A 17,750-nucleotide genomic window follows, 5' to 3' on the forward strand; every position below is an offset into this window, starting at 1 on the left:
TATTTAGGGAGAATGTGGCCAATAAAAACCATAATATTAATTTCTTCAAATAACCACTTCTAACTCTTTTTTAATTAACATTTTTTAAAATACTTATTAATTTTACATTACATTAAAGGTTGGAAAATATTCTTATACTCATAAATTGTTACGTTTCGGCGAGGAGAGGAATTATGAGTTATAGCAATTTTTAAGATGACTTTGGCCTAGGATGTAATTGCTAAGAAAAGTAATTCAAATCGAAGGGAAAACGTCTTAAGGTGTCTTTTCCTTATTTTCAATTTACTTAGCGATTTTTACCGCACATACCCTTTTTTCTATAGTTTGTTCTCGTAATATTGTCTCTACAAGACTAAAAAGAAAACTCCTCTAATTAAGAGGAGTTTTCTTTTTAGCGGTAGTTAATGAACTGTACGTCGATTGGTAAATCAGCGCTACGAACAGCTGCGATTACTGCTTGTAAGTCATCACGGCTTTTCGCTGTAACACGTACTTGATCATCTTGTACTTGTGTTTTTACTTTTAATTTCATTTCTTTAATGATGTTGTTAATTTTTTTCGCGTTATCTTTATCGATACCTTGTTGAAGTGTTGCGCGTTGGCGAACAGTGTTGCCAGTTGCAGCTTCAACTTTTCCGTAATCTAAGTTCTTAATTGGAACGTTACGTTTTACAAGTTTAGAGATAAGAACGTCTTTTACTTGCTCTAATTTAAACTCGTCATCAGAAGTTAAAACAAGTACTTCTTTTTCTAATTTAATATCACTTTTACTTCCTTTAAAGTCATATCGGTTTTGGATTTCTTTTAATGCGATATTAATTGCGTTTGTTACTTCAGGTAATTCTACTTTCGAAACGATGTCAAAAGAACTATCTTTTGCCATAGTTAGCACCTCCAAATAAATTTCTAATCTTTTTATGTACTGTACATACTAAAGTATAGCTGAAAACGAGTCTAGACTTAAGTGTTTTCGTATTTATATTCATGTAACCTCATTTTATTATAGTGAATTTTGGGCAGTTGGACAAATATAGGAAAAATCATGTTATAATTAACTTTTGTTTGGAATGATAAAAAAGATAATTTTATATATATAGAAGGGAATTAAAAAATATGTATTTGCAAATAGGATCGATTGAACAGGTAACTGTTTTACGCGAAACGGAAATCGGATATATGGTTGGGAATGAAGAAGAAGAAATTTTCCTACATAAAAACGAAGTGGCTGGAGAAATTGAAGAAGGCGATACGATTGATGTATTCTTATACCTTGATCACCAAAATCGTATTTCAGCAACAATGAAGGAACCAATTATTACAACTTATGATTGGAACTGGGTAAAGGTTGTAGAAGTTATTCCTAGTTTAGGTGTGTTTGTTGATATTGGTGTGTCAAAAGATATACTAATTCCAGCTGATGAGTTCCCGATTTATATGCCGGTATGGCCAGAAGTAGGCGACGAATTATATTGTACGTTAAAATTAACGAATCGTGATCGTTTAATCGCTCTTCCAGCGAGAGACAGTGATATGCAAGAAATTATCGTAGATGCAACGCCATCTATGCGTAATAAAAACGTAAATGGACGTGTATATCGTTCGCTTCAAGTTGGTTCATTCATACTAACTGATGAGCATTTCCGTGCTTTCTTACACCATACAGAAAGAAAAGAACAAGTTCGCATCGGTCAGCGTGTAACGGGCCGTATTATTGACGTGAAAGATGATGGTACAATTAACATTTCACTTCTTCCTCGTAAAGAAGAAGGAATGGAAGACGATGCTGCAGTAATTTATGCATATATGGAAGAACGAGGCGGAGCAATGCCGTTTTGGGATAAGAGCCATCCAGAAGATATTAAAGAACGCTTTAACATGAGTAAAGCTGCATTTAAGCGCGCACTTGGTAAGTTGATGAAAGAAGAAAAGGTTTACCAAGAAGAAGGTTGGACTTACTTTAAGAAATAAGATGAAAGATTAAAAAGCACACCCTTATCTAAAAAGATAAGGGTGTGCTTTTTTTAATTTCCTTGCGGAGAAACAAGAGTAAATGTATCTTTCAACTCACTATCGTTTATTTTAATATTTGCCTTTTTTAATTCCTCTTGTAACAATTTTTTGCTGAATACACGATCAGCAGTACGTTCTTCCTCTAAGTTTTTGCGAATAGAGTTTTTTACCTCATCGTAAGGTTTTAAATCTTTTTTATCAGTTAATTTAATAACGTGATAACCGTTTGATGATTTTACGGGATTGCTAATTTGTCCAACATTTAGTTTGTAGGCAGCCATTTCGAATTCAGGAGCCATTGTACCTGAATTGAAGTATCCAAGGTCTCCGCCTTTATCTTTTGATAGCAGATCTTGTGATTCTTGTTTTGCTAATTCTTCAAATGAAGCACCAGCATCTAGTTTACTCTTTATTTCTTTCGCTTCATTTTCGTCACTTACTAAAATGTGACTCGCTTTAATTTCTGGCTTATAGTGGTCTTTTACGTCTTTTTCTGTAATGCTTTTCTTAATCGCTTCATTCATAGCAAGTTTGAACTTAATTTGATTTTTGAAATCCTCTTCATCTTTTAAACCATAATTTTCTAATACTTTTTTGAATTGATCTCCATATTGTTTTTTTACTTTTTCTACTTCTTTATTTACCTCTTCATCAGGTACTTTATATTTTTTTGTGATGACGTCTTGTGCCATCATTTCGTATAGCATGTCTTTTCCGTAACGATCTTTCAATTGTTTTTCGAAGTTATCCTTTGTAATGGTGGAGTCTGTTGCTGTAGCGACTGTAGCTGAGCCATTCTTTTGTCCGCAAGCAGATAGCATCAATATACTTATTAGTGCAGTAATAATGAAAATATGTTTCCCTCTCATGCCAACACCTCATCCGAATATGTTATCGCTATTGTAGAATATAGAAGTGAACATGAAGTGAATTTTTAATGTTTTTTCCTTTAAAATGTAAAAAAGTACATCAACATAATTGTTGATGTACGATGGAATTAAAGGTGATCGGTCTTTTTAGAGTATGCACGTTTACCTTGCTGAATATTTTTTTGCGCTTGCTCATTTTTTTGTGTGCGTTTTGCGTTATTATCACGTGCTTTTTTGTCGTTATCACTCGTATGTGGCATATGTATCAACTCCATTTCTAAACGTTGTACGTTTATCATTTCCTTTTTCGTAAAGACTATGTATAGCGGTGCATTTATGAAGGGTAAAGGTGGATTCGAAATGGATTTGAAGTTGAATTATACTGAACTTATAAAGAAGTTAATCGTTGTAATCATCGCAGGTTTATTAAACGCGATTGGGATGAATTTATTTTTAACGCCAGCAAAAGTGTATGCGAGCGGCTTTGCTGGATTGTCTCAATTATTATCACAAATATTAGGTGATTTTTTATCGATTCACATATCTACGGGAGTATTGTTTAGCTTATTTAATATTCCTGTCGTTATTTTAGCGTGGAAAAAGGTTGGAAAGGCCTTCACCTTTTTCAGTTTTCTTTGTGTTATATTTATGACTTTGTTTCTAGAAGTCATCCCTGTTAGAGCGGTTTCGAATGATATCATATTAAATGCGATTTTTGGCGGGATTATTTCGGCGATTGGAGTAGGGATTGCTTTAAAGTGGGGGGCTTCTACAGGTGGATTAGATATTATCGCCATGATTTTATCAAAAATAAAAGATAAGCCTGTCGGTACATACTTTTTCTTTTTTAATGCAATTATCATTATCGCTGCTGGCTATGTATATGGATGGGAAAAAGCGTTATATACGCTAGTGACTTTATATGTATCAACGAGAATTATTGATGCAATTCATACTCGTCATGTAAAGATTACAGCATTAATTGTTACGAAGAATGGGGCAGATGTAAGAAAGGCGATTCACTCGCGATTAGTAAGAGGGATTACAACGATACCAGCAACAGGTGCTTATACGAATGAAAATAAAGAAATGTTAATGATGGTTATTACTCGTTATGAGTTATACGAATTAGAGAGGATTATTAAACAAGTGGACCCAGGTGCATTTACAAATATACTGCAAACAGTTGGGGTGTTCGGATTGTTTCGGAAAGATTAAAGAGGACCGAAGTTGGTCCTCTTTTTTAATGTAAATTCGTAATGTTTTGCAATTGCTCTTGCATTTCACGGAGCTGAACTTTTTCAGCAGTTGAAGAGTTTGCGTAAGCGGATTGCAAAGCATTTTTTGCTCTATACACGAGATCTTGTTGCTCAGTACCGCTTGAACAAGATACGGCATTTTCAACAGCATCTCTAGCTTGTTGGAATAGTAAGTTCCCCATTTAAACCCCTCCAAAAGAAGAGTTACTTCTTGCTTTTTCTGCCTCAGCTAATGTACCTCTGTACGGGAATCTTGCATCATGCTTCATAACAGCATCGGCTCCTTGTTGGATAAAACGTTTTGATTTGTTCTTTTTACCCATTCGAAAAACCCCCTTTATTTAGCTGAAAACAATCGACGCAATGTCTCATGCGTCTACTTATAGTATGGACATTTGGCAGGAAACTATAAGTAGGAAATTTTTAGATTACAACCCAAGAACCTCTTCTAAATATAAAGCAATACCATCTTCTTCGTTCGTTAACGTCGTATGGTTTGCGAGTGATTTTAATTCAGGGATGGCATTTCCCATTGCGATGCCGTGACCAGCAAATTCAATCATTTCAAAATCATTATCTTCATCACCGAAAGCGATAATTCGCTCTTGTGGAATGTTGTAATGACTAGAAATTTTTTGTAATCCAACTGCTTTATTTAATCCGCTTTTCACAATTTCAATAATCGGCCAAGGTGCGCCCCATTTTCTATGGTCGATTACTTCCGCATGCATATCGGTTAAATGTTGACGAATTGCAGTAGAATGCTCGTCATGGGCGTCAATTAATAAGCAAGTTGGATGATCGTTTAAAATATTTAATAAGTCTCCCGTAAAAATCTTAGGAGAGCCGAATTCGAAAATATGTTTTTTATCTTCATCAATTTCACGAACATACACATCGTCCATTACTTCCGCGTATATATTTTTTACGCCAAAATCAAAGCAAGCTCGGACAATTTCTTGCGCTGTTGCTAGCTCAAGAGGAGAGTGATGTGTTCCCCAGTTTGAATCAAGAGGATGATGTACGTAAGCGCCGTTAAAGTTTACGATAGGTGTGTTAAGATCAAGTTCTTTATAGTAATCATAACTAGCACGGAATGGACGTCCTGTTGAAATAACGACAATATGTCCCTGTTCCTTTGCTTTTGCAATTGTATGTTTCGTTCGAGTGGAAATTATTTTGTTGTCTGTTAATAAAGTGCCGTCTAAGTCTAATGCGATTAAATGTTGTTTGTTCATAATTTCACCTCTTATAATAATTTTTTTGTATCTATCTGTATTTCCGTTTTTAATATGCAGAAATAAGAGGTTAGACTCGGTGAAATCACCATAGATGGAAATTTCACTATATATCCATCTTACGTCTCAAAGTGCTGTGGTGTCTACTATTTATCGTTGGAAATTAAGAAAAGTCAACATCTTTTTAGAAAGTTCAAACAATGTTTCTTTCATTATGTACAAATTGTGAAAAGGGTTACATTGCTCGTGTGATGAGGCATATAATGAACATGTAATCTTCTCGTATATGTTTGACTCTCCTTTGAAACTAGCCTAGAGTAGGTTGGTTTCTTTTTTTTTCTACAAGTAGGAAAGAAATCCCTGCTTACGCTTGTGTCATTCATATATATGTACAAGAATGAGATGTAGTACTGTTTCCTAAACATGACAGAAAAGCTTTCTTTTAAAATGGATATACTAATGAGGCAAGACGTCATGGAAGGAGAATGAAGATGGGACAAAATCGCAGGTTTCGTTCTGGACAAAAAGCGCCGAATGATGGCATTTACGTAGAAATTGGTGAAACGGGAAGTATGGTGAAAGATCCGCAAATGGTGAAATTAACTGCCGGTGAAAAGTTTCCGGATAACACGAATCATAACCGCCAGTGGACATATAAAAGAAAACCGTAACAGAAGCCGCAATCATTATTGCGGCTTTTTTGTCGTTACACATTGTAATTTCATTTACCGTATTTTTTAGCAGTATAATGAATGCTCTCTTTTTCTTTTTCAAATAATAAGTTTGAAAATACATAGGCAAAATTATTGTATAAAAAAGTCAGTTGGCGTATAATCAAATCAAAGGTCAAAGAAAGTCAAACTTTTGGAGGGCTGTAAAGATGGACTTAAATCAAATGACAACAAAAACACAAGAGGCGATTATGAGTGCCCAATCTTTAGCGGTATCTCATCATCACCAAGAGGTGGATACTGTTCATCTATTACTTGCATTATTAGAAGAGCAAGATGGGTTAGCGGTACGTATATTTCAAAAAATGAATGTTGATATAGAAGCATTAAAGCAAGGTGCTGAAAGTTTAATTAAAAAGAAACCTTCTGTAACGGGGAGCGGTGCAGAAGTTGGAAAATTGTATGTAACGAGCGCTCTGCAACAACTGCTTGTAAGAGCAGGGAAAGAAGCAGAAAAACTGCAGGATGATTACATTTCAGTAGAACATGTATTGCTTGCTTTTTCTGAAGAAAAAGGCGATATAAATCAATTATTTACAAGATTGCATATTACGAAAGATAACTTATTACAGTCTTTAATGACAGTTCGGGGGAATCAAAGAGTGACGAGTCAAAATCCAGAAGCAACTTATGAAGCGTTAGAAAAATATGGCCGTGATTTAGTGGCGGAAGTGAGAGCAGGGAAAATTGATCCTGTAATCGGCCGTGATAGTGAAATACGACGTGTAATTCGTATTCTTTCACGTAAAACGAAAAACAATCCGGTTTTAATTGGGGAGCCAGGTGTTGGTAAAACAGCAATCGTTGAAGGGCTAGCACAGCGTATTGTGAAAAAGGATGTACCTGAAGGATTGAAAGATAGGACGATTTTTGCGTTAGATATGAGTGCACTCGTAGCTGGTGCGAAATTCCGTGGTGAGTTCGAAGAGCGTCTGCAAGCTGTATTAAATGAAATTAAAAAGAGTGAAGGACGCATTTTATTATTCATTGATGAACTTCATACAATAGTTGGAGCTGGTAAAACAGAGGGAGCCATGGATGCAGGAAATATGTTAAAACCGATGCTTGCGCGCGGTGAACTGCATTGTATCGGGGCGACGACGCTCGATGAATATCGCAAATATATTGAGAAAGATCCAGCGCTAGAAAGACGTTTCCAACAAGTATTAGCAGAAGAACCAACTGTTGAAGATACGATTTCCATTTTACGTGGATTAAAAGAACGCTTTGAAATTTATCACGGTGTAAATATTCATGACCGTGCGATTGTAGCAGCATCTGTTTTATCAGATCGATATATTTCAGATCGCTTCTTACCAGATAAAGCAATTGACCTTGTTGATGAAGCGTGTGCAACAATTCGTACAGAAATTGATTCTATGCCAACAGAATTAGATGAAGTAACGCGCCGCATTATGCAGCTGGAAATTGAAGAAGCAGCTCTTGGGAAAGAAACGGATCGTGGTAGCCAAGAGCGTCTAAAAACATTGCAACGTGAATTATCGGATTTAAAAGAAGTTGCAAGTGGCATGAGAGCGAAATGGGAGAAAGAAAAAGAAGACATTCACAAAGTTCGTGACTTACGTGAACATTTAGAACGTTTGCGTCGTGAATTAGAAGAAGCAGAAGGCAATTACGATTTAAATAAAGCAGCCGAACTTCGTCACGGGAAAATTCCCGCAATTGAAAAAGAGTTAAAAGAAGCGGAAGAAATGGGCGCGCATAATAAACAAGAAAATCGTTTATTACGTGAGGAAGTAAGTGAAGAAGAAATTGCAGATATTGTTTCACGCTGGACTGGTATTCCTGTTGCGAAACTCGTGGAAGGTGAACGCGAGAAATTATTACGCTTAGAGCAAATCTTATCAGAGCGTGTCATCGGACAAGAGGAAGCAGTAAGCTTAGTGTCAGACGCAGTTCTTCGTGCTCGCGCTGGTATTAAAGATCCGAACCGCCCGATTGGTTCTTTCATCTTCTTAGGACCAACAGGTGTTGGTAAAACAGAACTTGCAAAAACGTTAGCCCAGTCTTTATTCGATAGTGAAGAGCAAATGATTCGCATTGACATGTCTGAGTATATGGAAAAACACGCCGTGTCTCGCTTAATTGGTGCACCTCCTGGATATGTAGGATATGAAGAAGGCGGTCAATTAACAGAAGCGGTAAGACGTAAACCATATTCCGTTGTTTTATTAGATGAAATTGAAAAAGCACATCCAGAAGTATTCAACATTTTATTACAAATGTTAGATGATGGACGCATTACAGATTCACAGGGCCGTACAGTGGACTTTAAAAATACAGTTATTATTATGACTTCAAATATTGGATCTGCTCATTTACTAGATGGATTAGAAGAAGATGGTTCCATTAAAGAGGAATCAAGAGACCTTGTAATGGGGCAATTAAGAGGACATTTCCGCCCTGAATTTTTAAACCGTGTGGATGAAATTATTTTATTCAAACCTCTTACAACGAATGAAATTAAAGGCATTGTTGATAAAATTGTAAAAGAACTACAAGGTCGTCTAGCTGACCGTCACATTACAGTAGAATTAACAGATGCAGCAAAAGAATTTGTTGTGGAAGCCGGTTTCGACCCAATGTACGGAGCTCGTCCATTAAAACGATACGTACAGCGTCAAGTGGAAACGAAATTAGCACGAGAATTAATTGCAGGAACAATTACTGATAATAGTCACGTAGTTGTTGATGTAGAAAATAACGAATTAGTCGTTCATGTGAAATAAAAATAAAAAAGAGTTCGGATAAAATCCGGACTCTTTTTTTAGTGTTGTTCTACTGGCTCGTTTGGAATTGCAGCTGAAATTGCTAGTACTAACACAGCAAGAACAACTGAGAAAATAGACGCTTGGTTAAAGTCGTATGTACCGCCAGTCATAGAGCCGATTACATAGCTCATCATATGTACAAGTAAGAACGACCAAATTAATGCCCAAATGAAACGCATATTTTACACCTCTATTCGTTCAATCTGTCCTTATTGTAACACAATTGAAAAAAGAATATAGAAAAATATTTGTAGATTTTTCAACGCAAATTTGCATTCCGTTCATACATTATAAAAGAGTGGTTTTATATGTTTAGAAAATAAGGCGGGGGAAAAATGAGTATTACGGAACGTTTTTTTTACTTAGAAAAAGAACCATGTGTCATTTATTTACCGGAGAAGCCAAATGGATTTTCTGTTATGCTCCTCGGTGATTATAACTACTTTATTGAGAATGGTACAAGTTTATGGACACAGCATGCGGGTAGATCTTATTTTTTACATGGCCTTATTGAGCAAGGCTACACAGTCTTTTCTTCTAATTTATACGGAAGACATTGGGGAAACGACCAATCTGTTCGTCTAGCGAAACGTTTATATGACGTTGTGTTGAGAAAAGAGACATTGAATGCGAAAATGCACATTATGGCAGATGGTATGGGAGCACTTGTAGCACTCGAAATGATGAACAAATACCCTGAGTGTATACGCTCTGTCATTATGTTAAATCCGTGTTTAGATTTACCAGAATATGTGGAGTTTGAGAAAGAGCATAAGTTTTTTTACAAGAGACTCGTGAAGGAATTAAGTTTGGCGTATGATGCCAAAGAAGAAGAATTAGAATCAAAAATAAATAAGAAATCATTTACGCTTCTTCCATCTTGTGTACCTGTTAAAATTTTCGTATCAACACAAGAAAAAAGAGGAAGAAAACAGCAGTTGCGTAGATATGAGAAAATGAGGCAACTAAATCAATGTGATACTTCTGTCTTGTTCCATCTGCAAGATGTGAAATATAAAATGGTTAGGCAAACGACCGATTTCTTTAAAAAATATGAAGAAGAATTATGAAGCTCCCATATACATAAATGAGGAGCTATTTGTTTCAGAGGGAAAGGGTTGGTGGTATGGAACGCGTGCTAATTGTAGGTGCACTTACGTTTGTAGGTTATCACCTTGTAAATAAAATGATTGCAGAAGAAGTGGAAGTATATGGTCTTGATTTTGATGAATTCGATAGTATGACGAAAATTAATGAAGAGAAGTTATTATTAATTGGGCGAAATGCATTATTTACGTATTATTCGATAAGAGATGAAGATGGATGGAGATCGGTTGAGGAAGAGAGATTCGATACTGTTTACTTTTGCTTATATGAGCCAAATCAGCAAAGTGGATTTCGGAATGAAAGAGTCATATTACAATATTTAAAGCGAATTATAAGAATGTGTGAAGAACAAAAAGTGAAGTTAAATTTAATTTCTTCTATTGAAGTAGGCAGTACAGATGAATCCGAAAATAAGCGACTATTTTTGAAAGTAGAAGAAGGATTGAAAAAAGGGAATTTACAATATAGTGTATTTCGAGTTCCAACATTATATGGACCGTGGCAACCGTCCTTTATGATGTTTCATCAGCTTATTTTATCAGAATTAGGTGAAAAAGAGTGCCGTTGTACGATTGAGGAAAAGGGGAATGATTTACTTTACGTTGAAGATGTATGTGAATACTTATGGGAAAATGGAACGAACGGGGCGCATCTTGGTATATACAATTTACTTAGTGGTAAACAGTCATTATGGGAGAAAGGTATGAATCTTTTACGCGCGGATGATAAAGTAAATAAAAATAATAACGAAGTAAGAGATGAGGCTATCGAGGTAATTTCAATAAAAAGAAATACTCCGTTAGAATACGGTTTAAATAAGCAACTGGCACACATGAAAAAATATAAAGAGTTATACGAAGAGTAGTACGCGTGTTACACTATTGTATGTGAAAGTTTTAATGGAGAGGAAGAGCATAATATGAACGAAAAAAGCATGCAGTTTTTACAAATCGCAATGAAGCATTTACCGGAAGCAAAGGCAATTTTAGATGATAATGGAATTGCACTTGATATGGAGAAGGCACAGCCGGTGTTAGAGTTGTTAATGAAAGTTATGAACGAAGCTTATGAGCTTGGGAAAGCAGATAAAGAATAAAAAGAATAAAAAGAATAAAAAGCATCTTCTTAAGATGGAAGAGAGGCCCGAACCGTGGATAGAAGCGGTCAGGGCCTTTTTTATTCTCGCCTGGGGGGGAAAACCAGAGATATGAAGAGGATAAAGGAAAAGTAGTGAGGAGAACTCTCTAGTTTAGAAGGAAAGCAGATCAAGAATAAAAAGCATCTTTTTAAGATGGAAGAGAGGCCCGAACCGTGGATAGAAGCGGTTTGAGTCTTTTTATATTTTAGAGGTATGTTTCTGTTTCTTTTAATGAAAAATAACGTGAATAATGCGTTAGCTTTCTGTTTTATGCGAAATATATTCTAGACAAAAATACATTTATGTTTTAAAATTAGTACCAAGTCATAATATTTGATATAAAACGGAGGGCTGCGATGTGAACGTGGGCATTTTAGGGATCGGAAGATATGTGCCAGAAAAAGTAGTCACAAATCACGATTTAGAGAAAATAATGGAAACATCCGATGAATGGATTCGTACGAGAACGGGAATTGCAGAAAGACGCATTGCCGATGATACAATAGATACTTCATATATGGCCGTAGAGGCTTCTAAAAAAGCACTTGAAGATGCAGGAATTAGCGGAGAGGATATCGATCTTATTTTAGTAGCAACAGTAACACCAGATCGTGCTTTTCCAGCAGTTGCTTGTGTAATTCAAGAAGCAATAGGAGCGAAACATGCAGCTGCAATGGATTTAAGTGCAGCATGTGCCGGTTTTATGTACGGAATGATTACAGCGCAGCAATTTATTCAAACAGGAACGTATAAAAATGTATTAGTAGTTGGTAGTGATAAACTCTCTAAAATTGTAGACTGGAACGATCGAAATACAGCAGTACTATTTGGAGACGGAGCCGGTGCTGTCGTAATGGGAGCTGTTTCAGAAGGTAAAGGCGTTCTATCTTTTGAATTAGGAGCAGACGGAAGTGGCGGCAAGCACCTTTATCAAGACGAGTATGTTATGATGAATGGCAGAGAAGTGTTTAAATTTGCCGTTCGTCAACTTGGTGATTCTTGTCTTCGCGTTTTAGATAAAGCTGGTCTTACGAAGGAAGATGTGGATTTCTTAGTACCGCATCAAGCAAACATTCGTATTATGGAATCTGCAAGAGAGAGGTTAAATTTACCACAAGAAAAAATGAGTATGACGATTGAGAAGTTCGGTAATACATCAGCTTCTTCCATTCCGATTGCAATGGTAGAGGAATTGCAAAACGGACGTATTCAAGACGGTGATTTAATTATACTTGTTGGTTTTGGCGGCGGATTAACATGGGGAGCAGTTGCTCTTCGTTGGGGTAAATAAGGACTGAGAGAAAAAAGGAGTGTATTTTGTATGGAAAAAAAGAGGGTCGTAATTACAGGACTAGGAGCTGTTACACCGGTCGGTACAGATGTTGAAACAGCGTGGGAAAACATTAAAAAGGGTGTATCTGGAATCGGGCGACTTACAAGAATTGATCCAGAACTATTTCCAGCAAAAGTAGCAGCGGAAATTAACGACTTTGAAGTCGAGAAATATATTGATAAAAAAGAAGCGCGCCGTATGGATCGCTTTACACAATATGCAGTAGCAGCAGCGAAAATGGCAGTTGCAGATGCAAAGCTTGAAATTACAGAAGAAAACGGACCTCGAATTGGTGTATGGATTGGATCTGGTATTGGCGGTATGGAAACATACGAAGAACAATTTAAGATTTTTACTGAGAAAGGCCCACGCCGCGTGAGCCCATTCTTCGTGCCGATGATGATTCCAGATATGGCAGCAGGTCAAGTATCAATCGCAACAGGAGCAAAAGGAATTAACACTTGTTCTGTAACGGCTTGTGCATCTGGTGCAAACTCAATTGGTGATGCATTTAAAGCAATTCAGCGTGGTGATGCTGATGCAATGATTACAGGCGGAGCAGAAGCACCGCTAACAAGTATGGCATTCGCAGGATTTAGCTCAGCGAAAGCATTAACATTTAATGAAGACCCAGCAACGGCTTGCCGTCCATTTGATAAAAACCGTAGCGGTTTCGTAATGGGTGAAGGTTCAGGTATTCTAATTCTTGAAGAATTAGAGCACGCATTAGCACGCGGTGCTCACATTTACGCGGAAATTGCTGGTTATGGTGCAACTGGAGATGCGTTCCATATTACAATGCCTGCTCCTGGTGGGGAAGGCGGAGTGCGTGCAATGCGTCAAGCTTTAGCTGATGCAGGCCTACAGCCAGAAGATATTGATTACATTAATGCGCACGGTACAAGTACTGATGCGAATGAAAAATATGAAACGATGGCAATTAAAGAAACTTTCGGCGAGCACGCGTATAAAGTAGCGATTAGCTCAACGAAATCAATGACAGGTCACTTATTAGGAGCAGCTGGTGCTGTTGAAGCGATTTTCTCTATTAAATCAATTACAGACGGAGTAATTCCTCCAACAATTAACTATGAGACACCAGATCCAGAATGTGACTTAGATTACGTACCAAATCAAGCGAGACACCAAGAAGTAAATGCAGTATTAAGTAACTCATTAGGATTCGGTGGTCATAACGCAGTGTTAGTATTTAAATCGTATAAATAATCGATGAAATAAGGAGTTTTTTCGCAATAGATTGCGAAAAAACTCCTTATTTATTTTTACGCCTTTTTCTCCTGTAGCATATACATAAGAAAAAGGAGGGATAAAGATGGGGATTGTTGAAACAGCTGAATGGCTACATTTATATTATGGACGGCCAGAAAAACTTTGTGAGAAATTTACGAAGTATATTCCGTTGCCAAAAGAAAGGTTGTATCGCTTTTTAATTTCAAAAGGGATGTATCGCCCGATCATGCGCGGAGAAAAGGAAATTAAAGAATTAGAGGAAAAGGAAATTTGGAAAGAATTGAGCCTGGAGTATGATAAACTGAAAAATTGGTTAAAAGGCCCAGATGTCCCTGTCTTTATTTTATTATCAGATTCCTATAATCGAACTGTACAAGAAGAGTATAACGGTAGGGCTGGATTATCTATGCGTCATGTTATTTTCTTATTCGTATGTGGGCGGAATTCGGTAGAAGAATTAAAAGTGTTATTGGCGCATGAATATCATCACATATGCAGGTTACATCAAATTGAGACGAAAGAAACAGAATATACATTACTTGATACGATGATTATGGAAGGGCTAGCGGAACAAGCAGTAACAGAAAGGTATACAGAAAAAAACAATGCACCGTGGACGGCGTATCTTTCAAAAGAAGAGGCTGTTTATTATTGGAAAAATGTTGTACATGAAAGAATAAGTATAAAACGAGGAACAAGGGAACATGACATCTTATTAAATGGCTTTCACTCTTATCCGAAGATGCTTGGCTATGCGCTTGGATTTCATATTGTCAAAGATTGTGTAACTTTGGAAGGAGAAGATACACTTTCTTTATTATCTATAGATGCAAAAGAAATATTGAATAAAGCAAGTACATTTCATATATAAAAAAACAGGAGTTCTATTTCCTGTTTTTTTAGTATTAATAGAAGAAAAAATAATAATTAGAATATATTTCCTCAAGTGGAATAAAGTTAAGCAAAAATGAACATAATGATTGGTACAAACAGTAGTGAAGTGAGGGGTAGTGAATGTTATATCTACATGATGTATGGGTAAATTGGTTTGAAGGTGAAGAGAATGGGTATAACGTTTGTCATTTTTACGAATGGCGGAAAGATGATACGATTGAGCTATTAGATCAAGTGCCATTATTAAAAGTAGATGCCACATTATATCATTACATCGAGAACGAATTGTTAGAGCTTCCGCAAAAAATGCTGGAAGACGTACATCATAAGGCTTATATTCGTAAAAATCATGAACGTTTGCAGCAAGAGTATTGCTTTGTTGTTACAGATGGGAAAGGCATTATTGCCATTGACACAATTGGTTACAATGTACCTATTCGCAAAAGTAGACTTATACCACGTCAAGAGCAGATGGTATATGAGATGGTAGAAAACGTACAAGCAGAAAAGTATGAGTTCCAAGTAGAAGAAACAGAAAAAGAACATCATATTTTATCACCATCGCCTTTCATTATGAATGGCTTGACTCGTAAAGAAAGACAGTTAAAACAATTATTATTTATGGCGTTAGATCAATTACATACAACGAAAAACACAGCAGAAATTCGCTATTGGTTCACAGAGTGGGATCCATCAGCATATGGAATGGTTCAACATATGGAATTTGAAGATATTTGGGCTAAGCTGTATGATGAAGCGAAAACAGGCTGGTCTGATAAGCACGAACAATTATGCGAGCGTCTCGTAAAAGGACAGCCATTTTTTGAAAAGTTATGGGAAATGGAAAATGAGCAAAAGGTAAATTAAAAAACCGCCAATTGGCGGTTTTTTAATTTTGTAGTAATCTAGCTCCGGCAGCAAGAATGTTCGGTGGCTTCGCGCCTTCCTGCGAGGCAAAAAGCGCCTCTACGTCAGGAGCTCCATCCCCCTCACATTCTAAACGAGCCGCCTCCGCTTTTTGTAGAAATCCAGCTCCGGCAGCAAGCTCTTCGTGTCTAAGAACCTTCCCCACAAGAAGGTAAAAAGCACCTTCTGTGGGAAAGAACCTTAGCCGTCAGGGCTAAGCAGTCGCCTCCGCTTTATATGTTACCTACGTTTTCTGCTTAGTCCCATTGCGTTTTCTACTTTGCGTAGTTGTTTGAATGCAACGCGGTTTGCTTTTTCTGCACCTTTGTCTAGGATTTCGTCTAGTTCTGGTGAGTTGATTAGTTCGTTATATTTGTCTTGGATTGGACGAATTGCTTCTACGACTACTTGCGCTAGGTCGCCTTTGAAGTCGCCGTATCCTTTTCCTTCGTACATTGCTTCGATTTCTTCAACTGTTTTTCCAGAGAATGAAGAGTAGATTGTTAATAAATTAGAGATACCAGGTTTGTTTTCCTTATCAAATTTCACAATACCTTCAGAGTCAGTTACAGCACTCTTAATTTTCTTTTCAATTGTTTTTGGCTCATCAAGCATACTAATCATTGATTTTGGATTCGGATCAGATTTACTCATTTTTTTCGTAGGCTCTGTTAATGACATAACGCGAGCTCCTACTTTTGGAATGCGAATTTCAGGCATTGTGAAGATTTCGCGGTAACGTTTGTTGAAACGCTCTGCTAAGTCACGTGTTAATTCGATATGTTGCTTTTGGTCATCACCAACCGGCACGATTTCAGTGTTGTAAAGTAAAATATCAGCAGCCATTAATGGTGGATACGTAAGTAATCCAGCTGGAACTGAATCTCTACCAGAAGCTTTATCTTTATATTGCGTCATACGTTCTAATTCTCCAACGTAAGCAACAGATTGCATGATCCATCCTAGTTGAGCGTGTGCTGGTACTTCTGATTGTACAAATAAAGTAGCTTTTTCAGGATCGATGCCGCATGCTACATAAAGTGCAGCAAGACTGCGGATGTTTTTACGAAGCCCGACGGGATCTTGAGGTACTGTAATCGCATGTTGGTTTACAATACAGAAATAACAGTCGTGTTCATTTTGAAGCTCTGTAAACTGCTTCATTGCTCCTAAATAGTTTCCAAGTGTAATCGTTCCACTTGGTTGAATACCAGAAAAGATAACTGACATAAGTAATTCCTCCTAAAATAGAATGCGTGATGTGGGGAAGAGAAGGCAAACAAAAAAGCCCATTCATCCCAAAAAACTATAGGGACGAATGGACCGTGGTACCACCCTAATTATTTCACTACTGTGAAATCTCTCTAATCCATAATAACGTTTGGATATAACGCCAAAGCCTACTACTTTCGGTTCAGTTTGGTGCTCAAAAGCCCATTCCATACTGTACAATTACTTGTTCACACCAACCACAAGCTCTCTGAAATTGCCTCAATATGTACTCTTCTTTATCATCGCATACATATAAATTTATTTATTGTTACTTGAGCTCTTTTAATATGAAAGAACTAAAGTTTTATAACAAAATGTTTTGCTGATTATTATATCATATGGGATAGTGTTTGCAAACTACATCAAAATAGTAAAGCTAATGAGGGTCGAGAACAACCCAAGGAAGATACCTGTAATACAAATTGGATATGTCCATTTGAATGAATATGTTTTATAAATACGTTCTTTCTTATCTGTAGGTTCCTCGACTTCTTCAATTAAAGAGTCAATCTTTTTGTTCGTACCAAATACTCTTTGGAATGCGTAAATGGTTACATTGAAAAAACCATTTTGAAATATGTATAAAAAACCGCCGATCAGAATAAAAAACAGTGCAATATAAAACAAAATGTTGACAAAGTTCAACAAAAATTGAGATGAAATGAGGAATGCACCAATACTAGAAGCAATCATCGCTATAAAAATTAGTATACAAGTATGAAAAAAAACTTTATTCAAAATATTCCCCTCCGTCAAAATATTACTAGAATTATTATACTATAAAAGCTATAATAAGTACTAGGATTAATTTTTTGAAAATTATATGCAATTAAAGGTCTGATTTTAAGATGATGGTAGCAATGTTAATGTATCCCTTTACGAAAAATTAAAAATATAAATATTTTATTAAAAATTTTAACAAAAAAACAAAAAACTATATTCACAATTGT

General features: G+C 36.5%; 21 protein-coding genes and 1 other annotated feature. Of the genes, 11 read left to right on the forward strand and 10 right to left on the reverse strand.

Translation table 11 applies throughout. The features are described from left to right. Positions 1-391: 391 nt before the first annotated feature. Complete coding sequence (locus tag ACTFP3_RS02320) at positions 392-883, reverse strand: YajQ family cyclic di-GMP-binding protein (RefSeq protein ID WP_001040149.1); 492 nt, start codon at positions 881-883, stop codon at positions 392-394. A 230-nt stretch (positions 884-1,113) separates the two neighbouring features. Here ACTFP3_RS02320 and ACTFP3_RS02325 point away from each other — a divergent pair, with 230 nt between their 5' ends. Beyond that, positions 1,114-1,968 (forward strand): CvfB family protein, encoded by an 855-nt coding sequence (locus ACTFP3_RS02325; RefSeq protein ID WP_000281260.1) that lies wholly within the window; start codon positions 1,114-1,116, stop codon positions 1,966-1,968. A gap of 53 nt (positions 1,969-2,021) precedes the next feature. Here ACTFP3_RS02325 and prsA read toward each other — a convergent pair whose 3' ends face one another. Then, positions 2,022-2,879 (reverse strand): peptidylprolyl isomerase PrsA, encoded by an 858-nt coding sequence (gene prsA, locus ACTFP3_RS02330; protein WP_440009226.1) that lies wholly within the window; start codon positions 2,877-2,879, stop codon positions 2,022-2,024. 128 nt (positions 2,880-3,007) lie between these two features. Then, the gene (locus ACTFP3_RS02335; protein WP_065704599.1) at positions 3,008-3,139 is read right to left on the reverse strand and encodes a DUF3941 domain-containing protein; all 132 of its coding nucleotides are present in this window, start codon (positions 3,137-3,139) and stop codon (positions 3,008-3,010) included. Between the two features lie 100 nt (positions 3,140-3,239). Here ACTFP3_RS02335 and ACTFP3_RS02340 point away from each other — a divergent pair, with 100 nt between their 5' ends. Continuing rightward, positions 3,240-4,097, forward strand: coding sequence for a YitT family protein (locus tag ACTFP3_RS02340; RefSeq protein WP_000364444.1), 858 nt, complete (start codon positions 3,240-3,242; stop codon positions 4,095-4,097). Positions 4,098-4,122: 25 nt separating this feature from the next. Here ACTFP3_RS02340 and ACTFP3_RS02345 read toward each other — a convergent pair whose 3' ends face one another. The 3 genes from ACTFP3_RS02345 to ACTFP3_RS02355 form a co-directional block, all read right to left on the reverse strand. Further along, positions 4,123-4,320, reverse strand: a complete 198-nt coding sequence (locus tag ACTFP3_RS02345) for a DUF3813 domain-containing protein (protein ID WP_000527407.1) — start codon at positions 4,318-4,320, stop codon at positions 4,123-4,125. Beyond that, a complete protein-coding gene (locus tag ACTFP3_RS02350; protein WP_000516816.1) occupies positions 4,321-4,461 on the reverse strand; it encodes a hypothetical protein in 141 nt (46 codons plus the stop codon). A 105-nt stretch (positions 4,462-4,566) separates the two neighbouring features. Continuing rightward, positions 4,567-5,376 (reverse strand): Cof-type HAD-IIB family hydrolase, encoded by an 810-nt coding sequence (locus ACTFP3_RS02355; RefSeq protein WP_001041232.1) that lies wholly within the window; start codon positions 5,374-5,376, stop codon positions 4,567-4,569. Between the two features lie 491 nt (positions 5,377-5,867). Between ACTFP3_RS02355 and ACTFP3_RS02360 the strand changes: the two genes are divergently transcribed. Together ACTFP3_RS02360 and clpB are read left to right on the forward strand one after the other, a co-directional pair. After that, positions 5,868-6,047, forward strand: a complete 180-nt coding sequence (locus ACTFP3_RS02360) for a YjzC family protein (protein ID WP_000531421.1) — start codon at positions 5,868-5,870, stop codon at positions 6,045-6,047. A 209-nt stretch (positions 6,048-6,256) separates the two neighbouring features. After that, positions 6,257-8,857, forward strand: a complete 2,601-nt coding sequence (clpB, locus tag ACTFP3_RS02365) for an ATP-dependent chaperone ClpB (protein WP_000365401.1) — start codon at positions 6,257-6,259, stop codon at positions 8,855-8,857. A gap of 38 nt (positions 8,858-8,895) precedes the next feature. On the opposite strand, the gene ACTFP3_RS02370 is transcribed toward clpB, so the two are convergent. Next, on the reverse strand, positions 8,896-9,078 hold the full coding sequence (locus ACTFP3_RS02370) for a YjzD family protein (protein WP_001211116.1): 183 nt from the start codon (positions 9,076-9,078) through the stop codon (positions 8,896-8,898). 156 nt (positions 9,079-9,234) lie between these two features. Here ACTFP3_RS02370 and ACTFP3_RS02375 point away from each other — a divergent pair, with 156 nt between their 5' ends. From ACTFP3_RS02375 to ACTFP3_RS02405, 7 genes are all read left to right on the forward strand, one after another. After that, a complete protein-coding gene (locus tag ACTFP3_RS02375) occupies positions 9,235-9,969 on the forward strand; it encodes a hydrolase (RefSeq protein WP_000028712.1) in 735 nt (244 codons plus the stop codon). A 29-nt stretch (positions 9,970-9,998) separates the two neighbouring features. Further along, on the forward strand, positions 9,999-10,871 hold the full coding sequence (locus tag ACTFP3_RS02380) for an NAD-dependent epimerase/dehydratase family protein (protein ID WP_440009229.1): 873 nt from the start codon (positions 9,999-10,001) through the stop codon (positions 10,869-10,871). A 54-nt stretch (positions 10,872-10,925) separates the two neighbouring features. Continuing rightward, the gene (locus ACTFP3_RS02385; protein WP_001986215.1) at positions 10,926-11,102 is read left to right on the forward strand and encodes a ComZ family protein; all 177 of its coding nucleotides are present in this window, start codon (positions 10,926-10,928) and stop codon (positions 11,100-11,102) included. Positions 11,103-11,502: 400 nt separating this feature from the next. After that, positions 11,503-12,435: a beta-ketoacyl-ACP synthase III gene (fabH, locus tag ACTFP3_RS02390; RefSeq protein ID WP_001100547.1), complete on the forward strand. Its 933-nt coding sequence runs from the start codon at positions 11,503-11,505 to the stop codon at positions 12,433-12,435. A 30-nt stretch (positions 12,436-12,465) separates the two neighbouring features. Then, a complete protein-coding gene (gene fabF / locus ACTFP3_RS02395) occupies positions 12,466-13,704 on the forward strand; it encodes a beta-ketoacyl-ACP synthase II (protein WP_000412656.1) in 1,239 nt (412 codons plus the stop codon). 106 nt (positions 13,705-13,810) lie between these two features. Beyond that, positions 13,811-14,599, forward strand: coding sequence for a DUF2268 domain-containing protein (locus ACTFP3_RS02400; RefSeq protein ID WP_000513278.1), 789 nt, complete (start codon positions 13,811-13,813; stop codon positions 14,597-14,599). Positions 14,600-14,742: 143 nt separating this feature from the next. Next, a complete protein-coding gene (locus ACTFP3_RS02405; protein WP_000966127.1) occupies positions 14,743-15,489 on the forward strand; it encodes a YjbA family protein in 747 nt (248 codons plus the stop codon). Positions 15,490-15,511: 22 nt separating this feature from the next. Here ACTFP3_RS02405 and ACTFP3_RS02410 read toward each other — a convergent pair whose 3' ends face one another. The 3 genes from ACTFP3_RS02410 to ACTFP3_RS02420 all read right to left on the reverse strand — a co-directional run bounded on the left by ACTFP3_RS02410 (position 15,512) and on the right by ACTFP3_RS02420 (position 17,538). Continuing rightward, a complete protein-coding gene (locus ACTFP3_RS02410; protein WP_440009232.1) occupies positions 15,512-15,694 on the reverse strand; it encodes a hypothetical protein in 183 nt (60 codons plus the stop codon). 74 nt (positions 15,695-15,768) lie between these two features. Then, entirely contained in the window at positions 15,769-16,758 is a 990-nt protein-coding gene (gene trpS, locus ACTFP3_RS02415) for a tryptophan--tRNA ligase (RefSeq protein ID WP_000110982.1), read from the reverse strand. A 77-nt stretch (positions 16,759-16,835) separates the two neighbouring features. Next, positions 16,836-17,052, reverse strand: a binding site (T-box leader). Positions 17,053-17,157: 105 nt separating this feature from the next. Further along, positions 17,158-17,538 (reverse strand): DUF3899 domain-containing protein, encoded by a 381-nt coding sequence (locus ACTFP3_RS02420; protein WP_001044997.1) that lies wholly within the window; start codon positions 17,536-17,538, stop codon positions 17,158-17,160. Between the last annotated feature and the right edge of the window lie 212 nt (positions 17,539-17,750).

Source organism: Bacillus cereus group sp. MYBK5-2, from assembly GCF_051915685.1.
GTDB lineage: Bacteria > Bacillota > Bacilli > Bacillales > Bacillaceae_G > Bacillus_A > Bacillus_A cereus.

Coding starts and splice junctions, on each gene's coding strand:
- ACTFP3_RS02320 (WP_001040149.1), bottom strand. CDS start 883: ATGGCAAAAGATAGTTCTTTTGACATCGTTTCGAAAGTAGAATTACCT.
- ACTFP3_RS02325 (WP_000281260.1), top strand. CDS start 1,114: ATGTATTTGCAAATAGGATCGATTGAACAGGTAACTGTTTTACGCGAA.
- prsA (WP_440009226.1), bottom strand. CDS start 2,879: ATGAGAGGGAAACATATTTTCATTATTACTGCACTAATAAGTATATTG.
- ACTFP3_RS02335 (WP_065704599.1), bottom strand. CDS start 3,139: ATGCCACATACGAGTGATAACGACAAAAAAGCACGTGATAATAACGCA.
- ACTFP3_RS02340 (WP_000364444.1), top strand. CDS start 3,240: ATGGATTTGAAGTTGAATTATACTGAACTTATAAAGAAGTTAATCGTT.
- ACTFP3_RS02345 (WP_000527407.1), bottom strand. CDS start 4,320: ATGGGGAACTTACTATTCCAACAAGCTAGAGATGCTGTTGAAAATGCC.
- ACTFP3_RS02350 (WP_000516816.1), bottom strand. CDS start 4,461: ATGGGTAAAAAGAACAAATCAAAACGTTTTATCCAACAAGGAGCCGAT.
- ACTFP3_RS02355 (WP_001041232.1), bottom strand. CDS start 5,376: ATGAACAAACAACATTTAATCGCATTAGACTTAGACGGCACTTTATTA.
- ACTFP3_RS02360 (WP_000531421.1), top strand. CDS start 5,868: ATGGGACAAAATCGCAGGTTTCGTTCTGGACAAAAAGCGCCGAATGAT.
- clpB (WP_000365401.1), top strand. CDS start 6,257: ATGGACTTAAATCAAATGACAACAAAAACACAAGAGGCGATTATGAGT.
- ACTFP3_RS02370 (WP_001211116.1), bottom strand. CDS start 9,078: ATGCGTTTCATTTGGGCATTAATTTGGTCGTTCTTACTTGTACATATG.
- ACTFP3_RS02375 (WP_000028712.1), top strand. CDS start 9,235: ATGAGTATTACGGAACGTTTTTTTTACTTAGAAAAAGAACCATGTGTC.
- ACTFP3_RS02385 (WP_001986215.1), top strand. CDS start 10,926: ATGAACGAAAAAAGCATGCAGTTTTTACAAATCGCAATGAAGCATTTA.
- fabF (WP_000412656.1), top strand. CDS start 12,466: ATGGAAAAAAAGAGGGTCGTAATTACAGGACTAGGAGCTGTTACACCG.
- ACTFP3_RS02400 (WP_000513278.1), top strand. CDS start 13,811: ATGGGGATTGTTGAAACAGCTGAATGGCTACATTTATATTATGGACGG.
- ACTFP3_RS02405 (WP_000966127.1), top strand. CDS start 14,743: ATGTTATATCTACATGATGTATGGGTAAATTGGTTTGAAGGTGAAGAG.
- trpS (WP_000110982.1), bottom strand. CDS start 16,758: ATGTCAGTTATCTTTTCTGGTATTCAACCAAGTGGAACGATTACACTT.